Annotated in this window: 15 protein-coding genes; 3 read left to right on the top strand and 12 right to left on the bottom strand. The window is 69.4% G+C overall.

What is annotated here, in order from left to right; genetic code table 11:
- Position 1: 1 nt before the first annotated feature.
- Together ACZ7HQ_RS07025 and ACZ7HQ_RS07020 are read right to left on the bottom strand one after the other, a co-directional pair.
- A complete protein-coding gene (locus tag ACZ7HQ_RS07025; protein ID WP_470987113.1) occupies positions 2-2,290 on the bottom strand; it encodes a HAMP domain-containing protein in 2,289 nt (762 codons plus the stop codon).
- A gap of 209 nt (positions 2,291-2,499) precedes the next feature.
- A complete protein-coding gene (locus ACZ7HQ_RS07020) occupies positions 2,500-3,717 on the bottom strand; it encodes a CapA family protein (RefSeq protein WP_470985791.1) in 1,218 nt (405 codons plus the stop codon).
- Between the two features lie 20 nt (positions 3,718-3,737).
- Here ACZ7HQ_RS07020 and ACZ7HQ_RS07015 point away from each other — a divergent pair, with 20 nt between their 5' ends.
- The gene (locus tag ACZ7HQ_RS07015) at positions 3,738-4,712 is read left to right on the top strand and encodes a hypothetical protein (RefSeq protein ID WP_470985789.1); all 975 of its coding nucleotides are present in this window, start codon (positions 3,738-3,740) and stop codon (positions 4,710-4,712) included.
- A 39-nt stretch (positions 4,713-4,751) separates the two neighbouring features.
- The gene (locus ACZ7HQ_RS07010; RefSeq protein ID WP_470985786.1) at positions 4,752-5,168 is read left to right on the top strand and encodes a PIN domain-containing protein; all 417 of its coding nucleotides are present in this window, start codon (positions 4,752-4,754) and stop codon (positions 5,166-5,168) included.
- Between the two features lie 86 nt (positions 5,169-5,254).
- Here ACZ7HQ_RS07010 and ACZ7HQ_RS07005 read toward each other — a convergent pair whose 3' ends face one another.
- The 10 genes from ACZ7HQ_RS07005 to ngcE form a co-directional block, all read right to left on the bottom strand.
- Positions 5,255-6,715 carry a glycosyltransferase family 39 protein gene (locus ACZ7HQ_RS07005; RefSeq protein ID WP_470985783.1) on the bottom strand — a complete coding sequence of 487 codons (1,461 nt, stop codon included), beginning with the start codon at positions 6,713-6,715 and terminating at the stop codon, positions 5,255-5,257.
- A gap of 73 nt (positions 6,716-6,788) precedes the next feature.
- Complete coding sequence (locus ACZ7HQ_RS07000; RefSeq protein ID WP_470987111.1) at positions 6,789-8,297, bottom strand: amino acid permease; 1,509 nt, start codon at positions 8,295-8,297, stop codon at positions 6,789-6,791.
- 153 nt (positions 8,298-8,450) lie between these two features.
- Positions 8,451-10,379 carry a 1-deoxy-D-xylulose-5-phosphate synthase gene (gene dxs / locus ACZ7HQ_RS06995; RefSeq protein ID WP_470985780.1) on the bottom strand — a complete coding sequence of 643 codons (1,929 nt, stop codon included), beginning with the start codon at positions 10,377-10,379 and terminating at the stop codon, positions 8,451-8,453.
- A 134-nt stretch (positions 10,380-10,513) separates the two neighbouring features.
- Complete coding sequence (locus ACZ7HQ_RS06990) at positions 10,514-11,824, bottom strand: sugar ABC transporter permease (RefSeq protein WP_470985777.1); 1,311 nt, start codon at positions 11,822-11,824, stop codon at positions 10,514-10,516.
- On the bottom strand, positions 11,821-12,621 hold the full coding sequence (locus ACZ7HQ_RS06985) for an ATP-binding cassette domain-containing protein (protein WP_470985774.1): 801 nt from the start codon (positions 12,619-12,621) through the stop codon (positions 11,821-11,823). The genes ACZ7HQ_RS06990 and ACZ7HQ_RS06985 overlap by 4 nt, the downstream gene beginning before the upstream one ends.
- Before the next feature lie 213 nt (positions 12,622-12,834).
- Complete coding sequence (locus ACZ7HQ_RS06980) at positions 12,835-13,935, bottom strand: sugar ABC transporter substrate-binding protein (RefSeq protein WP_470987109.1); 1,101 nt, start codon at positions 13,933-13,935, stop codon at positions 12,835-12,837.
- 133 nt (positions 13,936-14,068) lie between these two features.
- Positions 14,069-15,280, bottom strand: a complete 1,212-nt coding sequence (locus ACZ7HQ_RS06975) for an ROK family transcriptional regulator (RefSeq protein ID WP_470985772.1) — start codon at positions 15,278-15,280, stop codon at positions 14,069-14,071.
- Positions 15,281-15,466: 186 nt separating this feature from the next.
- Positions 15,467-16,387 carry a carbohydrate ABC transporter permease gene (locus ACZ7HQ_RS06970; protein ID WP_470985769.1) on the bottom strand — a complete coding sequence of 307 codons (921 nt, stop codon included), beginning with the start codon at positions 16,385-16,387 and terminating at the stop codon, positions 15,467-15,469.
- Between the two features lie 15 nt (positions 16,388-16,402).
- Positions 16,403-17,338, bottom strand: a complete 936-nt coding sequence (locus ACZ7HQ_RS06965; protein ID WP_470985767.1) for a carbohydrate ABC transporter permease — start codon at positions 17,336-17,338, stop codon at positions 16,403-16,405.
- Positions 17,339-17,412: 74 nt separating this feature from the next.
- A complete protein-coding gene (gene ngcE / locus ACZ7HQ_RS06960) occupies positions 17,413-18,855 on the bottom strand; it encodes an N-acetylglucosamine/diacetylchitobiose ABC transporter substrate-binding protein (RefSeq protein WP_470985764.1) in 1,443 nt (480 codons plus the stop codon).
- A 362-nt stretch (positions 18,856-19,217) separates the two neighbouring features.
- Between ngcE and ACZ7HQ_RS06955 the strand changes: the two genes are divergently transcribed.
- Complete coding sequence (locus ACZ7HQ_RS06955) at positions 19,218-23,021, top strand: GH92 family glycosyl hydrolase (RefSeq protein WP_470985762.1); 3,804 nt, start codon at positions 19,218-19,220, stop codon at positions 23,019-23,021.
- Positions 23,022-23,464 lie beyond the last annotated feature (443 nt).

Here is a 23,464-nt window from a genome sequence, read left to right as displayed (position 1 = left end):
ATCAGTTCCTTGTGTACTGCTGGGGCGGATACGGCTGCTGCGGCGCGGGCTGCTTCCGGGCGGACGGCGGGGGCGGGGTGCGGCGGGGCTGCTGCCGGCGCTGGTCCTGCAGTTGCTGCCGGATGAGTTCCAGGGAGCGGGTGACGGCGCCGACCTCGTCGTGGTGCTGCGGGAACAGCACGGTCTTGCGGTCGCCCCCGGCCAGTGCCTCGGCCCGGTCGGCGAGGTTGCGCAGCGGCCGGGCCACCACGATGTGCAGCCAGCCCAGGCAGGCGACGGCCGCGGCGGCACCGAGCAGACCGGCGAGCACGGTGCGGTTCTGGGCGTCGTACTCCGGGATGGCGAGCCGGTCGACGGGCTGCCAGCTGACCACGCTCCAGTGCAGCGACTCGGCCGAGCCGGTGCCGGAGAACGGCGCGGCGGCGGCGATCCGCACCCCGTTCTCGCGGTAGAGCACGCCGCTGGGCTGCGGCTTCTTGCCCAACCGCTCGGCGCTGGCCGCGACGAGGTCCTTCAGGTGGTCGTCGGGCAGCGACTGGAACGCGAGGAAGCCGGTGTTGCCGGCGATGACCTTGTGCTGGTCGTCCACGAGCCGGACCACGCCGAGACCCGGCCGGGTCAGCAGGGCGTTGAAGAACTCGACGCGGAACTCGCCGACCAGCTGGGCCCCGCCCCGGCCGGGTATCTCGGCGGTGGCGACGACCACGGGCTCCTTGCCGCCGCGGCCCAGCAGCCTGAGGGGCTTGCCGGAGACCCGGTCGGACTCGACCACCCTGGGCTTCTTGCCCTCGCGGGCCTGGATCTCACCGTGGGAGTCGACGACGTAGAGGGAGCGGTAGCGCCGGTTCTCGTTGTAGGTGCGTTCCAGCACCGTCTCCATGGCCTCGGGCGAGGTCTTGTCACCGACCAGGGAGGCGACCGACTGCAGGTCCGCGTCGCCCTCGTTGAGCGCGCGGCGCACCCGGTCGCTGAGGGTGTCGGTGCGTTCGCGCTGGTCGTTGACGAGCTGCCGGGGTATCTGAGCCGTGTTGTCCGCCCGGTTGAACAGCAGCATCAGCGGTGCCGCCCAGGCCAGCAGCAGCACCGCGCAGACCGCGAGGAGGGTGCCGGTGCCCACCCGGCGCAGGCCGCGCGGACGCCCGGCCGCTTTGGTGGCGTCGGCGCCCTCGCCGAGCAGCTGGCGGCGCAGCCGTTCCAGGGCGCCTCCGATGCGGTGCGCCTCGCCGTAGCCGGGGACGGTGACAGGCCGGGTGAGGTCGCCGCGGGTGAGCCGGCGGGACTCCAGGAACAGCCGGATGAGCGGGCGCTGGACGGTGCCCAGCAGCACCGCCACGGCCAGGGCGCCGACGACGAGCAGGGCGCCGGCCGCCAGCAGTCCGAACACCGGGGAGCCCGCGGCGGACTCCTCGGTCACCTTGACCATGGCGACCACGGACAGGCCGAGCCCGCCTGCGGTGGTGGCCTCGCCGGGCTGGGCCGCGGCGAGCGTGGCGTATCCGGCGACGGACCGGTCGCCGAGCAGCTTGCCGCCGAGCAGGCTGCCGCTGACGCCCTGGTAGCCGCCGCTGCCGGGTTCCTTGCTGCTGCGCGGGTCCTGCTGTCCCCGGCGGGCGGCCCGCTGGGCGAAGTCCTTCAGCTGCTTGCGGGAGGCCGTGAGGTCCTTGCGGTCGATGCTGTTGCGCGCCGACGCGGGGTCGGCGATGCCGTCGCTGCTGAGGATCGCGCCGCCCGCGTCGACCACGGCGATGGAGCGGAACTGGCCGAGGCTGATGCCGGGGAACTTCAGGTTCCTGGAGGCCACCAGCAGCAGCTGCGGCTTGCCCGGCCAGGTCAGCAGGCCGAAGGAGAGCAGGCGGACCTCGCCGTTCTTCAGCCGGACCATGCGCGGGGCCAGTCCGTTCTCACCGCTGAGGCTGGAGAGGTCCACGTCGGTCAGCGGCACCGTCTCACCGCGGGCCGCGACCAGCTTGCCGGTGCGGATCTCGACGACGGCGGTGCCCATCCACTTCTGGTAGGTGCTGCCGAGCTTGTCGAGGACGGCGTCGCCGGAGACCGGCTGTCCGGCGCTGAACAGCGCCGAGGAGCGGGTGACGTCGGTGACGGACTCGTCGATGGAGGCACGCAGCGCGATCGCGCCGTCCTCGGCGAAGTGCTGCTGGGAGGTCAGCACCGCCCTCGGCACCCCGGTGTCGTCGACACGGCCCAGCACCAGTGCCGTGAGGGCGGCGAGCGTCAGCAGCAGCGCCGAGAGAACCGCGATCGGCGGGCGGATGCCTCCGATGAGCGACATGTCGGCTCGGCGGCGGGCCCGGTGCTGCCGCGCCGTGGGCGATGACGCCACAGAAGGTCCTCTCAGGAATGACGGTCCGGGCGCGTGGATGGTAAGACCGCACCCGGGAAAGTCAGACACGTAAGGGACAGGTGAGGTTGCGGTAAGTCCGACGTGATCTGGGCAACATCGCGCAACCTTGAGACAAGAACGGACAAATCCCCTTCCGTTCAGGGCAGCGGGGTCAGCGGCCTCAGTCCGTCTGCGGCGGCGCCACGGTTCAGCAGGGTGCCCTCGGTGCGCTCGAAGGCCAGCCGGAGCCGGGCCTTCTGGGCGTCCGTGAGGCCGTGGTCGTCGCGGAGGGCGGCCGGCACGTCCAGCAGGCGGTAGTCCCGTGCGTCGTCGTCGGAGTAGGCGGCGGTGCCGCCGTCGCGGACGTTCTCGGCGTCCGGCGGGATCGTCAGCAGCGTCGGCTCGTAGCGCGGCTGGACCTCCCAGTGGCCCTTGCCGCGCTCGGTGAACGTGAACCAGGCGATCACGCCCTCCTCGGTCAGCCCCGTCGGCACCTCGTGCCGGGCGATCAGGTTGCCGAGGCCGTAGCTGATCCAGGTCCCGTCGACCTTCTCCATCGGCTCCACGACGTGCGCGTGGTGGCCGATGACCAGGTTGATGCCGGTCTTCCGGGCTATCTGCCGGGCGAAGGAGATCTGCGAGGCGGACGGTTCCGGGTGGTGCTCGCGGCCCCAGTGCAGGGACAGGATCACCACCTCGGCACCGGCCTTGCGGGCCCGCTGCTCGGCGGCCTTGATCCGGCCCAGGTCCTGCTCGTTGGCCAGCCACGGCTTGTCCTTCGGCAGCGTGTGCGGCTCGTTGAAGCCGTAGGCGAAGGAGATCTGCGCGACCTTGACGCCCTTGACGTCCATGACCAGCGGGGTGTTCGCCTCCTTCTCGGTGCGGGCGGAGCCGGTGTGCTTCACGCCGGCGGCGTCCAGCGCGTCCAGGGTGCGCTTCACGCCGTCGTAGCCGTGGTCGAGGGTGTGGTTGGAGGCGGTGGAGCAGGTGTCGTAACCGATGTCCTTGATCGTCTTCGCCTGCTGCGGCGGCACCTGGAAGTCCGGGAAGCCCTCGAACGGGCCCCCGGCCGGGCCCATCACCGGCTCGAAGTGGCAGATCGCCAGGTCCGCCTTGCTGATCACCGGCTTGATACCGGCCATCATCGGCCCGAAGTCCAGACCGTCCACGCCCTTGCCGGTGCGCTTGGCGTCCTTGCGCGCCTGATCGACCAGCTCGGGGTGCATCAGGATGTCCCCGGAGGCCGCGACGGTGAAGGAGCGCCCGCCGCCCTCGGCGCCGGCGTCGTCCGAGAGGAGACCACAGCCGGTGGTGACGGCGAGGAGGGAGAGCGGGGTCAGCAGGGACAGCAGGGTCCGGCTACGGCGTCTGTTCACCGGGATATCTTGATACAACCATGAGAGGCCATCGCTCACGCGTCATAACGATCGCAACACTTCTGCTCGTCGTCGCCGGTCTCGCCGGCGGTCTCACCGTTCTGCTGCGCACCTCGGGCGGCGGCGACGACCCTGCCGGCCGGCCCACCCCGAAGGGCGCCGAGCAGATCGACCTGGCGCGCGAGGTGGCGGACTACACGAGCCGGTTCGGCCCCGGCCGGGGCTACCGGCACCCCGGCCGGTCCGACCGCGAGGGCATCGCCGCGGCGGTCGGCCTGTTGCTCGACGGTCATCGCGCACAGGCGGAACAGCAGCTTTCGCAACGGGACTTCACGGTACGCACCGTCTTCGACCGGCCTTCCGGGCACCGCTACACCGAGGTGGCCGACCGGACCGACGCCGCCGTGACGCCGCGCGGCTGGGGCCGGATCTACCTCGACCTGGACCATCGCCCGCGCTGGTCGGTCCAGGTCCCGCATCCCGGCTTCGACCTGGGGACCGAGCAGCTGGGCGTGCGGGTGATGCGCGGTGCGCCCGGCGGGGTCCTGGTGATCGCAGGTGCACATCGCAAAGCCGGAGTCGGTAATTCCGCGGATGTGGCGCACCGCCTGGACACCGTCTTCCACGCCATCTGCGCCGAGCTGGCCCGGCGCGGGATGCCCGGGATCCAGGTGCACGGCTTCGCCGCCTCCGCCGCGCCCGACTACGACGTGATCACCTCCACCGGTGCCGGGTCGGCGGGCCGGCAGGACGGCCGCGAACTCGCCGACGCCCTGGGCGGCCACGGCTTCCGGGTGTGCCGGGCCTGGGCGCGGTCCTGTCCGCTGGAGGGCCTGACGAACGTGCAGGGCCAGGTGGCCGACGACGACCATGTGCCGTTCCTGCACGTCGAGTTCTCCCCCGAGGTGCGCGCCGGCGGACGGCCCGCCGAGCGGGCGGCCGACGCGATCGCCGAGATCACACGCCGGTGGGCGGGCGGAGCCGTGACAGACTGAGCCTTGCCACGGACGCGACAAAGCAAGGCTGTCACCGACATGACGGACACCTCGGGCACGACGAACGGCACGGACGGCACGGACGAGCCCCTGTCCCTGCTCCTCGTCGACGGGGCGAATGTCGTCGGATCGGTGCCTGATGGCTGGTGGCGCGACCGGCGTGCGGCCGCCGAGCGGCTGCGCGACCGTCTGGTGCCCTTCGCACGGTCCGGTGTGGACGGCCTGCCCGGCCCGCTGGAGCTGGTCCTGGTGGTGGAGGGCGCGGCCCGGGGCGTGACCCCGGTGCCCGGGGTGCGTGTCGAGGAGGCGTCCGGCAGCGGCGACGACCGCATCGTGGAGCTCGCGGCCTCGGCCGGCGACCGCCCGTGCCTGGTCGTCACGGCCGACCGCGAGCTGCGCCGCCGCGTCCACGAACACGGCGCCCAGGTCACCGGCCCCCGCACCCTCCTGAACTGAGCCCCCCGCACCCCTGCGTCACGCCCCACCCGGCTCCCGCACACCTCGCGGACCCGCCCCGACTCTCCCCGCCCCCTCATGGCACCTCACTCCCCCGGTACCCGGGTGTACAGGACCGCGCCGTCCACGGTGCCCGTCTCCTCGTAGCGGGCGGCCAGCAGGCGGCGCAGGGGTGGCACGCGGTCGGGGGCGTACGGTTTGCCGCGGGAGTCGTCGACGACCAGGGCCGGGGCGTGGGTGTCCAGCTCCCGCCGGAAGACCGGCCAGGCGCCCGCCACCGCGTACTTCTCACCGACGTCGGAACCGTCCCGGCCTCCGCTGTAGTTGGTGAGCAGGCCGGCGGTGAGATAGCGGGTGGCGGGCGTGCGGCCGGCCAGCCAGTACGTCTCCGGGTGCATGCCCCAGACCAGGACGCGGTCGGCGGCGGTGGTGCGCTGCGCGAGGACGCCCGCGACCCGCTGGGCGTGGGCGAGTTCGGGGCGCGGGGCGATCAGGCCCCAGGCGAGGAAGAGGGTGCAGGCTCCGGCCGAGGTCCGCAGCGCGGCCACGCGCCGTTCCGGCGGCAGCACGTGCAGGGCGGCGGTGGCCAGCAGGGCGAGCGGCGGGGTGAGTTGCAGGTAGTAGTGGCCGAAGAAGTGGAAGCCGAGGGTCACGGCGACGGCCGAGGAGCCCAGCCACAGCCACAGGTCCGGCGTCGCGGCGCGGGTGGGGCGCAGGGCCCGTACGACCGGCGGCAGCAGGCCCGCCGAGGCCGCGGCGAGGATCGCGGTGTTGGCCAGGGCGCGCGCGAGGACGTGGAGCTCGGAGCCGGTGAAGGAGGCGTAGGCCGCGGAGCCGGTCACCGTCCAGAACAGGAACCGGGCCGGATCCGTCAGCAGGGCCACGCCCAGCACCGGCAGCGCGCAGCCGGCCACGAGCCGCAGCGCGCCCGCGCGCGGTGCGCCCCGGCGGTGCAGCAGCCAGGCCACCGGCAGCAGCACCGCGCCGCCGGTCTGCTTGGTGAGGAACGCGGCGGCGACGGCGGCCCCGGCCGCACCCCAGCGCCCCCGGTCGGCGCACCACAGGGCGGCGGCCGTGCCGGGCAGTATGAACACCTCGAAGCCGGCGGCCTGCGCGTCCTCGGGGTTGAGACCGACCGACACCAGCAGGTACAGCACCCCGGCGGTCCGGCCCGCGCCGTCGCCCCAGCGGCGCCGGGCGAGCGAGGCCAGGGCCGTGGCGGTGAGCAGCTGGGCGAGGACCGCCAGCACCCGCAGTGAGGTCAGGGAGCCGGAGCCGCACACCGCGAACGCCGCCTCGTACAGCCAGGGCAGCAGCGGCGGTTTGCGGTCCACGACGGTGTCGTACAGCTGCCCGCCCTGGGCCAGCAGCCGCGCCTGTACGGCGAGGTAGCCCTCGTCCGGGTTCCACAGCGGCCGGGCGAAGGACGGCAGCCGGGTGACGCAGGACAGCACCGCGAGGAGCGGCAGCAGCCGCGCCCAGTACGCCGCCCGGGTGACGGTCCTCGTGCCTGCGGTCCGTGCGGGGGCGAGCGGGGCGGCGAGCATGGGCAGCACGCTATCCGGCCGAGCCGCCCCGGCCGAAGCGGGACATACGGGGTCAGAACGGCGAAGGGAACGGTTACGGAGTGTCGCCCGCGGTCTGCTGGGCGGCCTTGTCCCGCAGGGCCAGCCGGCTGTGGGTGCGGCCGTAGAGGAAGTAGACGACGAAGCCGATGACCATCCAGATGGCGAACCGCAGCCAGGTCTCGGCCGGCAGGTTCAGCATCAGCCACAGCGTGGCGCACACCGACAGGATCGGCACGAACGGGACCCACGGGGTGCGGAAGGCGCGCGGCAGGTCCGGGCGGGTCCTGCGCAGGATGATCACGCTGATCGCGACGACGACGAATGCGAAGAGCGTGCCGATGTTCACCAGTTCGGCCAGCTCGCTCAGGCTGGTGAAACCGGCGACGACCGCGATGACCACACCGAGCAGGATGGTCGGCCGGTGCGGGGTCCGGAAACGCGGGTGGACGCGCGAGAAGAAGCGCGGCAGCAGTCCGTCCCGGCTCATCGCGAAGAACACCCGGGTCTGGCCGAGCAGCAGGATCATGCACACGGTGGTCAGGCCGACGGCGGCGCCGAAGCTGATCACACCCGCGAACCACGGGTGCCCGATGGCCTTGAAGGCGTCGGCGAGCGGGGCCTCCACGGACAGCTTCGAGTACTTCTCCATGCCGGTGACGACGACGGACACGGCCACGTACAGCACCGTGCAGATGAGCAGGGAGCCGAGGATGCCGCGTGGCATGTCCCGCTGCGGGTTGCGGGTCTCCTCAGCGGCCGTGGCCACGATGTCGAAGCCGATGAACGCGAAGAACACCACCGAGGCGGCCGTGAAGATGCCCATCACCCCGAAGTTGGCGGGCGCCCAGCCGAACATCAGCTGGATGAGCGGGGCCTTGAGGTTGCCGCCGGCCGGCACCGGCTGGGAGTGCGGGATGAACGGCGTGTAGTTGGCGGACGTGATGAAGAAGGCCCCGGCGATGATCACGATGAGGACCACGGCCACCTTGATGGCGACGACGAGCGAGGTGATGCGGGCCGACAGCTTCATGCCGAGGACGAGGATGCCGGTGAGCACCAGCACCAGCACGGCGGCGAGGATGTCGAACCCGAAACCGGTGGCGTTGTCCCGGCCCGCCAGGTAGCCGGGCAGGTGCCAGCCGGCGTTGTCCAGCAGCGAGCGGATGTAGCCCGACCAGCCGACCGCCACCACCGCCGTGCCGAGGGCGAACTCCAGGACCAGGTCCCAGCCGATGATCCAGGCGGGCAGCTCGCCCAGGGAGGCGTAACTGAACGTGTACGCCGAGCCCGCCACGGGGACCGTGGACGCGAACTCGGCGTAGCAGAGGGCGGCGAGCGCGCAGACCACGCCGGCCACCACGAAGGCCAGGGACACCGCCGGACCGGCGTTGTTCTTGGCGACCTGCCCGGTGAGCACGAAGATGCCCGTGCCGATGATGACACCGACGCCGAAGACGGTCAGATCGAGCGCGGAGAGGGACTTCTTGAGTGAATGCTCGGGTTCCTCGGTGTCCTGGATGGACTGCTCGACGTTCTTCGTCCTGAACAGCGCGCTGCTCACGTCCTGCCTCCCACGCTTGGGGACCTCGCCGGGGTCCGTCATGATCGAGAGGATCGGGATGCGTATGCCCCGGCACTGGCAGGTTCACGCAGACGGGCCGGTTCCGCCACCGCAGAAGGTGGCGTCACCGGCCCGTGAGGGGCGCGTCGCGCGTCAGTCGCGCGCGGGCTCCACCGAGTCGACCTCGGCGGCCGTACGGTCGAACCGGCCGTCCAGCCTGGCGACCAGACCGGTGACCTGGCGGGCGATGTCCGGCGCGGTCAGGCCGATCTCGGCGAGGACCTCGGCGCGGGAGGCGTGGTCGAGGAAGCGCGGCGGGATGCCGAAGTCGCGCAGCGGCACGTCCACGCCGGCGTCGCGCAGGGCCTGGGCGATCGCGGAGCCGACACCGCCGACGCGGCTGTTGTCCTCGACCGTGACGACGACCCGGTGCCGCTCGGCCAGCGGGGCCATGGCCTCGTCGACGGGCTTGACCCAGCGCGGGTCGACGACGGTGGTGGAGATGCCCTGCTTGTCGAGCAGGCCGGCGATCTCCAGGCACATCGGGGCGAGGGCGCCCACGGAGACCAGCAGCACGTCCGGCGTGTCGGTGCCGGGCTCGCGCAGCACGTCCATCCCGCCGACACGGCCCACGGCGGGTACGGCGGGGCCGACGGCGCCCTTGGAGAAGCGCACCACGGTCGGCGCGTCCGTCACCTCGACGGCCTCCCGCAGCTGCGCCCGCACCTGCTCGGCGTCGCGCGGCGCGGCGAGCCTGAGGCCCGGTACGACCTGCAGGATCGACATGTCCCACATGCCGTTGTGCGAGGCACCGTCCGTTCCGGTGACACCGGCGCGGTCCAGCACGAACGTCACCCCGCACTTGTGCAGGGCCACGTCCATCAGCACCTGGTCGAAGGCGCGGTTGAGGAAGGTGGCGTACACGGCGAAGACGGGGTGCACCCCGCCGTGCGCGAGTCCGGCGGCCGACACGGCCGCGTGCTGCTCGGCGATCCCGACGTCGTACACCCGTTCGGGGAACCGCTTGGCGAACCTGTCCAGGCCGACGGGCTGGAGCATGGCGGCGGTGATGGCGACGATGTCCTCGCGCTCCTCGCCGAGCCTGACCATCTCGTCGCCGAAGACGGAGGTCCAGTCGGCGCCGGAGCTCGCGATCGGCAGGCCGGTGTCCGGGTGGATCTTGCCGACGGCGTGGAACCGGTCGGCCTCGTCCTGCAGGGCCGGCTGGTAGCCGCGCCCCTTCTCGGTCAGGCAGTGCACGATGACCGGCCCGCCGAACCGCTTCGCCCGCGCCAGCGCGGACTCCAGCGCCTCGATGTCGTGCCCGTCGATCGGGCCGACGTACTTCAGGCCGAGGTCCTCGAACATGCCCTGCGGGGCGATGAAGTCCTTCAGGCCCTTCTTGGCGCCGTGCAGGGTCTCGTACAGCGGCCTGCCGACGACCGGGGTCCGCTCCAGCACCTCCTTGGTGCGGGCGAGGAAGCGCTCGTACCCGTCAGTCGTGCGGAGCGTCGCCAGGTGGTTGGCGAGGCCGCCGATGGTCGGGGCGTACGACCGCTCGTTGTCGTTGACGACGATGACGAGGGGGCGGTCCTTGGCGTCGGCGATGTTGTTCAGCGCCTCCCAGGCCATACCGCCGGTCAGGGCCCCGTCACCGATGACGGCGACGACATGGCTGTCGCGCCTCTTGAGCTGGTTGGCCTTGGCGATGCCGTCCGCCCAGCCGAGGACCGTGGAGGCGTGGCTGTTCTCGATGACGTCGTGCTCGGACTCGGCCTGCGAGGGGTAGCCCGACAGGCCGCCCTTCATCTTGAGCCTGGAGAAGTCCTGCCGGCCGGTGAGCAGCTTGTGCACGTAGGACTGGTGGCCGGTGTCCCACAGGACCCTGTCCTTCGGGGACTCGAAGACGCGGTGCAGGGCGATGGTCAGCTCCACCACACCGAGGTTGGGACCCAGGTGCCCGCCGGTCTTGGAGACCTCCTGCACGAGGAAGGTCCGGATCTCCTCCGCCAGCTGGTCCAGCTCCTCCAGGCTGAGCCGGTCCAGATCGCGCGGTCCCCTGATGCGGGTCAGCAGCGGCACCCGTGCCTCCTTGCAGTAGAGCTGATCGAGCTTTCGCCGGGCTCGCCCGAGTCTAATGTTCATGCTTTGCACGACACGACAGCGCCCGGCACCTTTCGAAGTGCCGGGCGCTGTCGACCTACGAAGACCAGGCGTTATGCACGCCCTGCCGTCTTCTGCGTCTTACGGGTGATGGAGTCGATCACCACCGTGGTGAGAAGCACAGCCGCAGTGATCATGTACTTCACCGGCTCGGCGATGGACTCCAGCTGGAGACCGTACTGGATCGACACGATCACCAGCACACCGAGCAGCGCGTTCCACGTACGGCCACGCCCGCCGAAGAGCGACGTACCACCGATGACGGCCGCCGCGATGGCGTTCATCAGCAGGTCACCGGTACCGGCGCTCTGGTTGGCAGACGCGATCTTCGAGGCCAGGAAGAGACCGCCGATCGCCGCGAAACCGCCCGAGATGGCGAACACGGAGATCCGCACCGCCGTCACGTTGATGCCCGCACGCCGGGACGCCTCCACGCTGCCACCGAGCGCGAAGATCTTGCGGCCGTACGAGGTGCGCCGCAGCACGAAGTCCGTGGCGATCAGGAAGGCCAGGAAGATCACGGTGGCCAGCGGCAGGCCCTTGTACTGGTTGTACATGTAGGCCGCGGCGAAGGAGACCACGGCGAGCAGCGCGGTCCGCAGGATCGTGTCGCTGAGCGGCCGGAACGGGATGCCCGCGGCCTCCCGGCGCCGGTTGCTGAAGAAGGAGGTGAGGAAGAACACGGCGACCACGACGGCGGCGAGCCCGTAGGCGGCGGCCACGTCGGAGAAGAAGTACGTGGTCAGCTTGCCGACCAGGCCGTTCGGGTCGAGGTTGATCGTGCCGTCCGCGCCCAGCACCTTCAGCATGAAGCCCAGCCAGAACAGCAGGCCGGCCAGGGTGACGGCGAAGGCGGGGGCGCCGAGCACCGCGAAGAAGAAGCCGTGCAGCGCGCCGATGGCGATACCGGCGACGATCGCGACGAGCACGGCCGCCCACTCGGGCCAGCCCTGGTTCACCGCGAGAACGGCGGCGAGGGCGCTGGCCGCACCGCTGACGGAGCCGACCGACAGGTCGATCTCGCCGAGCAGCAGCACGAAGACGATGCCGACCGAGATCATGCCCGTGCCGACCATCGTGACGGTGATGTCACTGATGTTCTGCGCGGAGAGGAACTCCGAGTTCAGCAGCTGGAAGATGACGCAGATGATCGCGAGGCCCAGCACGACCGGGAGGGAGCCCAGCTCACCGGCCTTCATCTTGCGCTTGAACTCGTGCCAGTAGCCGAGCAGGCCCTCTTCCTGCACCAGCAGGCGCGGGTCGACGGCGGTGACCGCGGCGGCCGCGGCCTCGGGGTTCTCGACGACGGGGTCGTCCTGCGACGACGTCTCGTCGACGTTCGCGGAGGTCTTGTCGATGCTCACTTGGAAACCTCCCCGTTCGCGCCGGAGGTGCGGGCCGCACGGCGGGTCACTGCGTTGTCGGTGGCGCCGGTGATGGCGGAGATGATCTCCTCCTGCGAGGTCGTCTTGACCTCGAAGACGCCGTTGTTGCGGCCGAGGCGCAGCACGGCGACCTTGTCGGCCACCGCCTTCACGTCCGCCATGTTGTGGCTGATGAGGATGACGGCGTGGCCGCGCTCGCGCAGGCGCTCGACCAGGTCGAGGACCTGGGCGGTCTGCTCGACGCCGAGGGCGGCGGTGGGCTCGTCGAGGATCACCAGCTTGGGCTCGCCGAGCATGGAGCGGGCGATGGCCACGGTCTGGCGCTGACCGCCGGACAGCGAGGCGATCGGGATGCGGACGCTGGGGATGCGGATCGACAGCGTGGTCAGCAGCTCCCGGGAGCGGCGCTCCATCTCGACCTCGTCCAGGACGCCCCACTTCCGCAGCTCACGGCCGAGGAACAGGTTGCCGACGACGTCGATGTTGTCGCACAGTGCGAGGTCCTGGTAGACCGTCGCGATGCCCAGTGTCTGGGCGTCGTGGGGGCGGTTGATGGTGACGGGCTTGCCGTCCCACTCGATGACACCCTCGTCGATCGGGTGCACGCCGGCGATCGTCTTGACCAGCGTGGACTTTCCGGCGCCGTTGTCGCCGACCAGGGCGACCACTTCACCGGCGTGGACCTCAAGCTCTACGTCGGTGAGCGCCTGAACGGCACCGAACCGCTTGGAGACCCCGCGCAACGCCAGCACGGGCGTAGCGGACACGTGAACCATCTCCTTCGCCGCCTGACCCGGCGGGAGGTTGTGCAGAAATCTGGGTGGGTGGGCGGGGGGACCCGCCGCTGGGTGTTCCGTCCGGCGCCCCGCGCCGAGCTTGCGGGGCTGTATGAGTGCGCGGGACGCCGGAGGAGCCGGGGGGCGGTCAGTCGGCTTCCCTACGGGCATTCAAGGACGAACGCCCGTTTCGGGGAAGGGACTTGACGCCGCTTACTTGAGGCCGAGCTTGGCGCAGGCCGCCTTGTAGTCGGCGGTGCAGATGTCACCGACGGTGTAGACGCCGTCCTTGATGACGGTGTCCTTGATGTTGTCCTTGGTCAGCGCGGTGACCGGGACGAGCACCGAGGGGACGTTCTTCTGGGAGGTGCTGGAGACCTTGTCCTTGGCGACGGAGTCCAGCGACTTGCCCTGGGCGAGGTAGACGGCCATCGTGGCGGCGGCGTCGGCCTCGGGGGCGTACGGCTTGTAGACGCTCATGTACTGCGTACCGGCGACGATGCGCTGCACACCGGCGAGCTCGGCGTCCTGGCCGGTGACCGGGACCTTGATGCCGGCGGAGCTGAGGGCGGTGATGATACCGCCGGCCATGCCGTCGTTGGCGGAGTAGACGCCGGCGATCTTGTCCTTGCCGACCGCGGAGATCGCCGCCTCCATCTCGGAGTTGGCGTTGTCCGGCGACCACTCCTTGGTGTCGTACTCCTTGGCGATGGTGACCTTGCCGTTGAGCACCTTGTGGGCGCCCGCCTTGAACTGGGCGGCGTTCGGGTCGGTGACCGAGCCGTTGACCATGACGATCTTGGAGGACTTGCCGGCCTTGCTGCCCAGCGCCGTCAGCAGGGCCTGGCCCTGCGTCTCGCCGACCTTCTCGTTGTCGAACGAGGTGTAGGCGCTGATCGGGCCCTCGGCCAGGCGGTCGTAGGCGACGACCTTGATGCCGGCGTCCACGGCCTTCTGCACGGAGTTCTGGATGGCCTTGGCGTCCACCGCGTCCACGATCAGGACGTCCACCTTGTTGGTGATCATGGTGTCGACCTGCTGGGCCTGCAGGTTCGCGTCCTGGTGGGCGTTGTTGTACGAGACGGTGGCCTTGCCGTTCGTCAGCTCGCTGATCTTCTTCTCGATCAGCGGCTTGTCGAACTTCTCGTAACGCGCGGTCTTGTTCTCCGGAAGCAGGAGACCGACCTTGATGTTGTCGCCCTTCTTCGACGACGAGGAGGAAGAGCTGCCGCCCTTCGACTCCTTGGCACTGCCACAGGCGGCGAGCGAGACGGCCATGGCACCAGCAGCAACGGCGAAGGCCGCACGACGCATACGCGTGTTCACTTCAGAAACCTCCCTGACGAGGCCGCGTCGTTGCGGCCGAGGTGGCTGGAAGTCAACTCGGCCACACGTGCGACGTCAAGAAGTAAATCCTTAACGAGATGGCAACGGTGCCATCCGTTCTCTAAGTGAAGGCGGGGGCGGCGGCCTGCAGCGCACTGGTGACAGACCCGTCCAGAAGTGTCGAATCGCCCATCTCGCTGAGAGCGAGAGCGAGCGCCCCGAGCACCTCCGCACGGCCCCCGAGTGCCCCCGGGAGAACGGACAGTTGACGCGCCGCACTGGGGATGGCGTAGCGGCCCACGGACTCCCTGATCGGCCCGAGCACCAGCTCACCGGCCTCGGCGAGATCACCGCCCAGGACCACCCGGCTCGGGTTCAGAAGATTGCAGAGATTGGCCACTCCACTGCCGATGTGGCGGCCGACGTCGGCGATCACCCGACGACAGCCCGGATCACCGTCCCTGGCCAGCCGTACGACGCCTTCCATCGTCAGGTCGGGGCCGTGGCTGGGCTGGAGCAGCGGGAGCACATAGCGTGCGGCCGCGAAGGTCTCCAGGCAGCCGCGGTTCCCGCAACGGCAGACCGGGCCGGATTCATCGAGTGTAATATGTCCGATTTCTCCGGCTGTGCCACCCGGGCCGCGGTAGATCTTCCCGTCGATCACCAGACCGGCACCCACACCGCTCGCGACCTTGATGTACGCGAGGTCCCGGACGCCCTTGCCACTGCCCCAGACCAGCTCACCGAGGGCGCCGAGGTTGGCGTCGTTGTCCACGTGCACGGGCACGCCGAGCCGCTCGCGCAGCTCCTCGGCGGGCTTGGTGCCGCCCCAGCCGGGCAGGATCGCGGTGGACCCCAGCGTGCCCGACTCCACGTCGATCGGGCCAGGCACGCCGAGGCCCACGCCGGCCACCTTGGACCGGTTCACGCCCGTTGCTGCGATCAGGCGACTGACCAGCTCCTCCGCCCGGTCGAAGCCCTGCGCGGCGGAGGCGTCGACGTCCAGCGGCTCGGCCTCCTCGGCCAGCACCTGATGAGCGAGGTTGCCGATCGCGACCCGCAGATGGGTGTGCCCGAAGTCGACGCCGATCACGATCCCGGCGTCCCCGCTCAAGCTGACGCTACGGGCCCGCCGCCCGCCCGCCGACGTGGGCGTGACCTCGACCGTTCCGCCGTCCTTCAGCTCCCGCACGATGTTGGAGACGGTCGCCGCGGACAGACCGGTCGTCCGCGCGATCTCCGCCTGCGTGAGGGATCCGGCCAGGCGTACGGCCCGTACAACCCGCTCCAGGTTGGCTCGGTGCAGCGATGACTGCGACCCTGGAGTCTCCACGACGACCTCCTGAGCGCGGGGCCGCTTCGGCGAGGCCCCGCGTATGTCCAACTAGTGAACTCTAAGCTGAGCCGTTCGGGGTTGCTTACGTCAAGAGGTTGAACCGTTTCCGGGTACCCGGACACGCGCGCGCACGCCGTCCCGGGGCCGGAACGGCGTGCACACGGACGGTCGCGGAGCGTGCCGCTACTTCAGGGTGGCCGAGGTCAGACCCGCCTGCACCTGGCGCTGGAAGGACAGGTAGACGACCAGCATCGGGATCATCGCGATCGTCACACCCGCGAAGAGAACTGGCAGGTCGGAGGCGTACCCCTGCTGCTGTTGCAGCTGGATCAGACCCTGGGTGAGGACATAGCGCTCGGGGTCGGAGCCGCTCTGCGGCTGCATCAGCACCGTGGGCAGGATGAACTGGTTCCACTGGCCCAGGGTGTTGAAGATCCCCACGCTGATCAGGCCGGGCTTGGCCATCGGCAGCATCACCTGGAAGAAGGTCCTGGTGTGCGAGGCGCCGTCCAGGATCGCCGCCTCGAAGACCGCCGTGGGCAGGGTCCGGAAGAAGGCGTGCATGAAGAAGACCGTGAACGGCATCGAGTAGGCGATGTAGACCAGGATCAGGCCCTGGTAGGTGTTCAGCATGTCCAGCCGCTTGACCATGAAGAACAGCGGGACGAGGGCCAGGAACACCGGGAACATGGCGCCGGCGACGAAGAAGTAGTACAGCAGCCGGTTGCCCCAGAACCGGTACCGCGCAAGCACGTACGCCGCCATCGAGCCGAAGAGCATGGTCAGCGGCACGGAGAACACCAGGACGATCACGGTGTTCAGGAAGTAGTCCCCGATGCCCTTGTTCCAGGCCCGCCGGAAGACGTCGGGGGACCAGTCGTGCGGCCAGCCGAAGGCCGAGCCGCCGATCTGGGCGTCGCTCTTGAAGGAGCTGAGCACCAGCCACAGCAGCGGCAGCACGATCAGCAGCGCCCACAGGGCGAGGAATCCGTGCGAGAAGACGTTCAGTACGACGCCCTCGCCGCGCCGGTCGCCGGGCCGCACGGGCACCTTGGTCACGGGCCCGTCGGCCGGCGCCGCAGCGGTCTCCTTGAGTGCAGTCATCGTCGATACTCCCGCTCAGAACTCGATGCGCTCACGGCGGGTGGCGCGCAGCGTGACCACGGACAGGATCAGGGTGAGCAGCAGCATGACCACGCCCATGGCGCAGGCGTAGCCGCTCTTCCCGTAGTAGAGGAAGTTGCGCATCATCACCGTCGACATCACATCGCTGTGATGGTCGGGACCGCCGCCGTACGCGCCCATGTTCTGGGTCATCGAGGACACCAGGACGAACATGTCCATGGCGACAATGCCCAGATAGACCCAGGCGGTCTGCACGGTGTCCCACAGCAGCGGCAGGGTGATGCGGAAGAAGGACTGGTTACGGCTCGCGCCGTCGATCAGGGCGGCCTCGTAGATGTCCCTCGGGATGGACTGCATGGCGGCCGAGAACAGCACGAGATAGAAGCCCACGCCCTGCCAGATCACGGCCACCATGAGCGCCCACAGCACCAGGTGCGGCTCGTTCAGCCATTCGATCGGGTTGTCGGCGTCGACCAGGCCGGCCTTGATCAGCACACCGTTGAGCAGACCGCCGCCGTCACTGCGGTACACCGCGTTGAACAGCACGGCGAGAATCGCCAGGGACAGCACCTGCGGGAAGAAATAGACGATTTTGTAGAACTTCGATCCCGCGACGCCCTGCACCCCGCCGGCCCTGCTGCGGCCGCCCGCGTTCAGCATGAAGGCGAAGAACAGGGCGAGCAGAATGGTGATCACCGGGATGAAGACCAGGAACTGGATGTTGTGCCAGATCGCCTCCAGGAACACGTCGTCCTGGAACAGCGCCTTGTAGTTGTCGAGACCGACGAAGTCAAAGGTCTGCGACTGCCCCTTCCAGTCGGTCAGTGAATAGCCGAACGTCTGGATGTACGGCCAGATCACGAAGATCAGATAGAGCGCCACGGGGACGAGGAGAAATCCCGTGACGAACCGGTACTGCCCTTTGCGCATACCTGCCCCTGGTGTGCCGGACCGGACCGGGAGTCACGAGTGTCCCCGGTCCGGAATCCGATCGTCGAGCGAGCTCAGCTGTGGACGTTCTTCTTGCTGGCCGGGTCCTTGGCCTGCTTGTCCACCGCTGCCTGACACCTCTTCAGCCACTCCTTCGGCTGAATCCGCTTGGCCATGAGCTCATTGGACGCGTTCTGGATCGCCGTGTCCATCTCGCTGTACCAGTCGGGGTACAGATACCGGAAGGTGTGGGAGCCGGCCGCTTTGGAGGCCTCCACCGTGGACTGCGTACCGGGCCGCAGTTTGACGCTGGGGTCGACGCCGTCCTGGAGAATCGTCAGGGAGTTCGCCTCCTTGGCGAACAGCGTCGCCCATTCCTTGGACAGCATCCGCCGCATGAACTCCTTGGCGCCCGGCAGGTTCGCCGCCTTCGCCGGAATGATGAAGGGCTCACCGGAGCCGGCCCGGATCGCCTCGAACGGCATCTTGCTGCCGGACAGCAGCGGCATCGGCAGGAACTTCATGTCGAAGTCCGTCGGCGTCTGCTTCAGCTGTTCGTTCTCCAGCCAGGAACCGCAGGTGATGAACGCGGCCTTGTACTGGTTCCACCGGGTCTGCGACTCGGTGTGGGTCAGGCCGTTGGTGCCGGGCATCAACAGGCCCTTCTCCACGACCTCGTAGATCGCCTCGATGCCCGCCTGGGCCGCGTCGGAGCCGACGAACGCCTTCGGGTCGAGGTTGTCGATCGCCTTGACGGCGTCGAGGCCGCCCTTCTTGGCGATGAGGTCCATGATGGCGACGTTGATGTAGTACGGGTACTTGCCCTGGTGCGCGAGGCCGCCGATGCCCGCCTTCTTGGCGTCCTGGCAGATGGCGAGGAAGTCGTCCCAGGTCTTCGGCGGCTCCCAGCCCTTCTCCTTGAAGAGCTTGCCGGAGTACCAGAGACCCCACACGGTGTAGATGTAGTTGAGGGCGACGACCTTGCCCTCCTGGATGCCCGGGTCGAGCGTGCCGGGGATCAGGGTGTCACGGACCTTCTTGCCCGGCTCGTCGACCGACGGCGCGTCGAGGACCTCGGAGAGGTCGAGCAGTGAGCCGTTCTTGTACAGGACGTCGACCTTGATCTGCTGGGCGCCCGAGTCGTCCACGATGTCCGGCGGGTTGCCGGCGTTGAAGCGCGGCTGGAGCTTGCCGGTGATCTCCTGGGTGCCGGTGTGGGTCGAGGTGATGCCGAGCTTCTTGCCGAAGTCGGCCTCCCACGCCTTGGCGTAGTCGTCGCCGTATCCGCCCTTGAAGACGACGACGTCGAGCTTGCTGCCGCTCTTGGCGCCGAAGGGGTTGTCCTTGGACGTCTTTCCCTTGGTGTTGCCCTCGTCGGAACTGCCGCCGCCCCCGCCGCTCGCGCAGGCGGACAGCAGCCCCATGCCCGGGGCCGCGACCAGGCCGAGTGCGGCGGACCGCTTGATCAGATCACGACGGCCGACACCTTCGGCACCGTGGTTCGAGGTGGATCCCATGCTCAAGTCCTCGCCTTCTCCAGGACTCAGGCGGTGAACCGGATCCTCCCCGGCACCGCGGTCGGGTAGTGCTGGGTCGTGCAGGGGTGGTGCAGGGTCGTGCGGGAAACGCCGACAGGTATAGTCCACTTTCGGTCGGCTGAGCAAGATCGAATGCAGGGTTGGCGACGGGTCTTTTCCGAGTTGAGACCTCACGGACATATGAGCGACCCGTGTGCGGCCCGACGGAAAAAGTCACGGCATAAGTCCCTGAATGCCACACCCAACACCCTTGACATCACGGGCCACTTGACGCCCTACTGGTTCCTGCGTCCCGAAGCTGACAACGTTGTCCGGAGGGGGCGCAGGAGGGGAATCCGTAGATGCAGCGGAGAACTCGGCACAGATGGGGCCCGGCGGCCGTCCTCACGGCCGCCTTTGTCATGGCCGTCGGTGCACAGGGCGCGGCGGTCGCCCTGCCCGCCAAGGCTCCTGCCGCCGACCGGGAGTTCGCCTCCTCGTTCGAGCCGGGCGATCCGGCCCCGGACTGGCTGAACACGGTGGACACCGGCCCGGACGGCACCAGGCGGGCCTCGGGGGTCGACGGCGGCTACAGCACCGGCATTCCGGGCAATGTCACCGACCATGTCACCGACGTCCGGGCGAGCGGCGAGAACACGGGCGCCGGCGAGGTGAAGGAGAACCTGGTCGACGGCGAGCCGGGCACCAAGTGGCTGACCTTCGCGCCCACCGGCTGGGCGGAGTTCGACCTCGACAAGCCCATCAAGCTGGTGACGTACGCGCTGACCTCGGCCAACGACTACGCCGAGCGCGACCCGAGGGACTGGACGCTGCTCGGTTCCACCGACGGCAAGGACTGGAAGACCGTCGACACCCGCTCGGGCGAAAGCTTCTCGGAGCGTTTCCGGACCAAGTCCTACGACCTGGCCGAACCGGCGGAGTACCAGCACTTCCGGCTGGAGGTGACGGCGAACAACGGCGCGTCGGACATCCTGCAGCTCGCCGACGTCCAGTTCTCCACCGGGGGCGGGGGCGGCCCGGTGCCGCAGGACATGCTGAGCCTGGTCGACAAGGGCCCGACCGGATCGCCCACGGCCAAGGCACGGGCCGGGTTCACCGGAAAGAGGGCCCTGCGCTACGCCGGACGGCACACGGGGGGCGGCCGGGCGTACTCGTACAACAAGGTCTTCGACGTGAACGTGAAGGTCGCCGATGACACCCGGCTGTCGTACCGGATCTTCCCGTCGATGGCCGACGGCGACCGGGACTACGACGCCACGAACGTCTCCCTGGACCTGGCCTTCACGGACGGCACCTATCTGAGCGACCTGGGCGCGCTGGACCAGCACGGCTTCCCGCTGTCGCCGCGCGGGCAGGGCGCGTCGAAGTCGCTGTACGTCAACCAGTGGAACAACGTGGCCGCGGGGATCGGCTCGGTGGCGGCCGGCAAGACGGTGGACCGCATCCTCGTGGCGTACGACTCCCCCGCCGGCCCGGCGAAGTTCCGGGGCTGGATCGACGACGTGGCGCTGAGGCCCGTACCGCCCGAGAAGCCGAAGGCGCATCTGTCGGACTATGCGCTGACCACGCGCGGCACCAACTCCAGCGGCAGCTTCTCGCGCGGCAACAACTTCCCGGCGACGGCTCTTCCCCATGGTTTCAACTTCTGGACGCCGGTGACCAACGCGTCCTCGCTGAGCTGGCTGTACGAGTACGCACGTGCGAACAACGACGACAACCTGCCGACCATCCAGGCGTTCAGCGCGAGCCATGAGCCGAGCCCGTGGATGGGTGACCGGCAGACCTTCCAGGTGATGCCGTCGGCCGCCTCCGGCACCCCGGACACCGGCCGTGCGGCGCGCGAGCTGCCGTTCCGGCACGAGAACGAGACCGCGCGGCCGTACTACTACGGGGTCCGTTTCGAGAACGGTCTCAGGGCCGAGATGACCCCGACCGACCATGCGGCGGTGCTGCGCTTCACCTACCCCGGCGACGACGCGAGCGTGCTGTTCGACAACGTCACCGAGCAGGCGGGACTCACACTCGATGAGGAGAACGGGACCGTCACCGGTTACTCCGACGTGAAGTCGGGGCTGTCGACGGGCGCGACCCGGCTGTTCGTGTACGGCGTGTTCGACAAGCCGGTGACGGACGGCGGATCGAGCGGGGTGAAGGGCTACCTGCGCTTCGACGCGGGCGCCGGCCACACGGTCATCCTGCGCCTGGCGACCTCGCTCATCAGCATCGACCAGGCCAAGGACAACCTGCGCCAGGAGATCCCGGACGGCACCTCCTTCGACACGGTCAGGGACCGGGCGCAGCGCACCTGGGACAAGCTGCTCGGCAAGGTCGAGGTGGAGGGCGCGAGTCCGGACCAGCTGACCACGCTGTACTCCAGCATGTACCGGCTGTACCTGTACCCGAACTCGGGCTTCGAGAAGGTCGGGGACAAGGACCAGTACGCCTCGCCCTTCTCGCCGATGCAGAGCCAGGACACCCCGACCCACACCGGCGCGAAGATCGTCGACGGCAGGGTGTACGTCAACAACGGCTTCTGGGACACCTACCGGACCACATGGCCGGCCTACTCCTTCCTGACCCCTTCCCGGGCGGGCGAGATGGTCGACGGGTTCGTGCAGCAGTACAAGGACGGCGGCTGGACCTCACGCTGGTCCTCGCCCGGGTACGCGGACCTGATGACCGGCACCTCCTCGGACGTGGCGTTCGCCGACGCGTACGTGAAGGGCGTGCGGTTCGACGCCGGGGCGGCCTACGACGCGGCCCTGAAGAACGCGACCGTGGTCCCGCCGATGTCGGGCGTGGGCCGCAAGGGCATGAGCACCTCACCGTTCCTCGGGTACACCAGCACCGCCACCACCGAGGGCCTGTCCTGGGCGATGGAGGGGTACGTCAACGACTACGGCATCGCGAAGATGGGCGAGGCCCTGTACAGGAAGACGGGCGAGAAGCACTACCAGGAGGAGTCCGCGTACTTCCTCAACCGCGCCCGGGACTACGTGAACCTGTTCGACTCCAAGGCGGGCTTCTTCCAGGGCCGTGACGCCAGGGGGAACTGGCGGCTGGACTCCTCGAAGTACGATCCGCGTGTGTGGGGCTACGACTACACGGAGACCAACGGCTGGGGCTACGCCTTCAGCGTGCCGCAGGACAGCCGGGGCCTGGCCAACCTGTACGGCGGCCGGCAGGCCCTCGCCGAGAAACTCGACGCGTTCTTCTCCACCCCGGAGACCGCCTCGCCGGACTTCGTCGGCTCCTACGGCGGCGTCATCCACGAGATGACCGAGGCACGGGACGTCCGGATGGGCATGCTCGGGCAGTCCAACCAGGTCGCGCACCATGTGTCGTACATGTACGACGCGGCCGGCGAGCCGTGGAAGACGCAGGCGACGGTCCGCGAGATCCTCTCCCGGCTCTACTCCGGCAGCGAGATCGGGCAGGGCTACCACGGCGACGAGGACAACGGCGAGCAGTCGGGCTGGTACCTGTTCTCTTCGCTCGGCTTCTACCCGCTGGTGATGGGCAGCGGCGAGTACTCCATCGGCTCCCCGCTGTTCACGAAGGTGACCGTGCACCTGGAGAACGGCCGCGACCTGGTCGTCAAGGCACCGGGGAACAGCGCGAAGAACGTCTACGTCCAGGGGGTGACGTTCAACGGACGCCCCTGGACGTCCACGTCGCTCCCCCACTCGCTGCTGTCCAGGGGCGGGGTGCTGGAGTTCTTCATGGGGGCGAAGCCGTCGACCTGGGGCACGGGCAAGAACGCCGCCCCGGTCTCCGTCACCCAGGACGACAAGGTGCCGGCGCCCCGGGCGGACGTCCTGAAGGGGGACGGGCCGCTCTTCGACAACACGTCGGCGACGGATGCCACGGTCACCTCCGTGGACCTGCCGGTCGACGGAGCCGTGAAGCCCCTCCAGTACACGCTGACCTCGTCGGCCGACCACACGAGGGCGCCGACCGGCTGGACCCTCCAGGGCTCCACGGACGGCAGCACATGGCGGACCCTGGACCACCGCTCCGGCGAGGCGTTCACCTGGGACCGCCAGACCCGCGCGTTCACCATCGCCGCGCCGGGCAGCTACCCGAAGTACCGGCTCGTCCTGGACGGTGAGTCGACACTGGCGGAGGTGGAGCTGCTGGCCTGACGCGGGCCCTTCCTCCTTCGTGGGCGGGTCGCGCACCACCGGTCGCACCAGCCGCAGGGTGAGTAACGTGCGCCACCCGTACCACGAAGGTTGCGCAGTCCCCGTCAGACACACACCGGCCTCACCCGGTCGGGCTACTCCAAGTGGGTTGACATCGTTGTCCGTTCGCACGGTAGAGTCATGCACAGACCATCGGACAACGTTGTCGCGCCGCAGCGGCCACTTTCGAGCCGACACCACCCGGGCGGGGCGCCAACCCCCCTCACCCGCCCGGCTCGCGGACCCGGTCGGCACCGCCACCGGGTCCGCCCGAGCACCCCTCGCCGGGTCCGCTCGGCCGATGCCGGCGAGACGGCCGGGGCCAAATGCGACCCCTGTGACCTGCGAGGCGGCGAAATGTGAGGTCCATCTCGTGGACCGGCGTAGTCAACGGCCGCTTACGG

Source organism: Streptomyces sp. NPDC037290, assembly GCF_055603245.1.
Note: the sequence above shows the minus strand (reverse complement) of the source record. Positions and strands in the feature narration are given on the sequence as shown.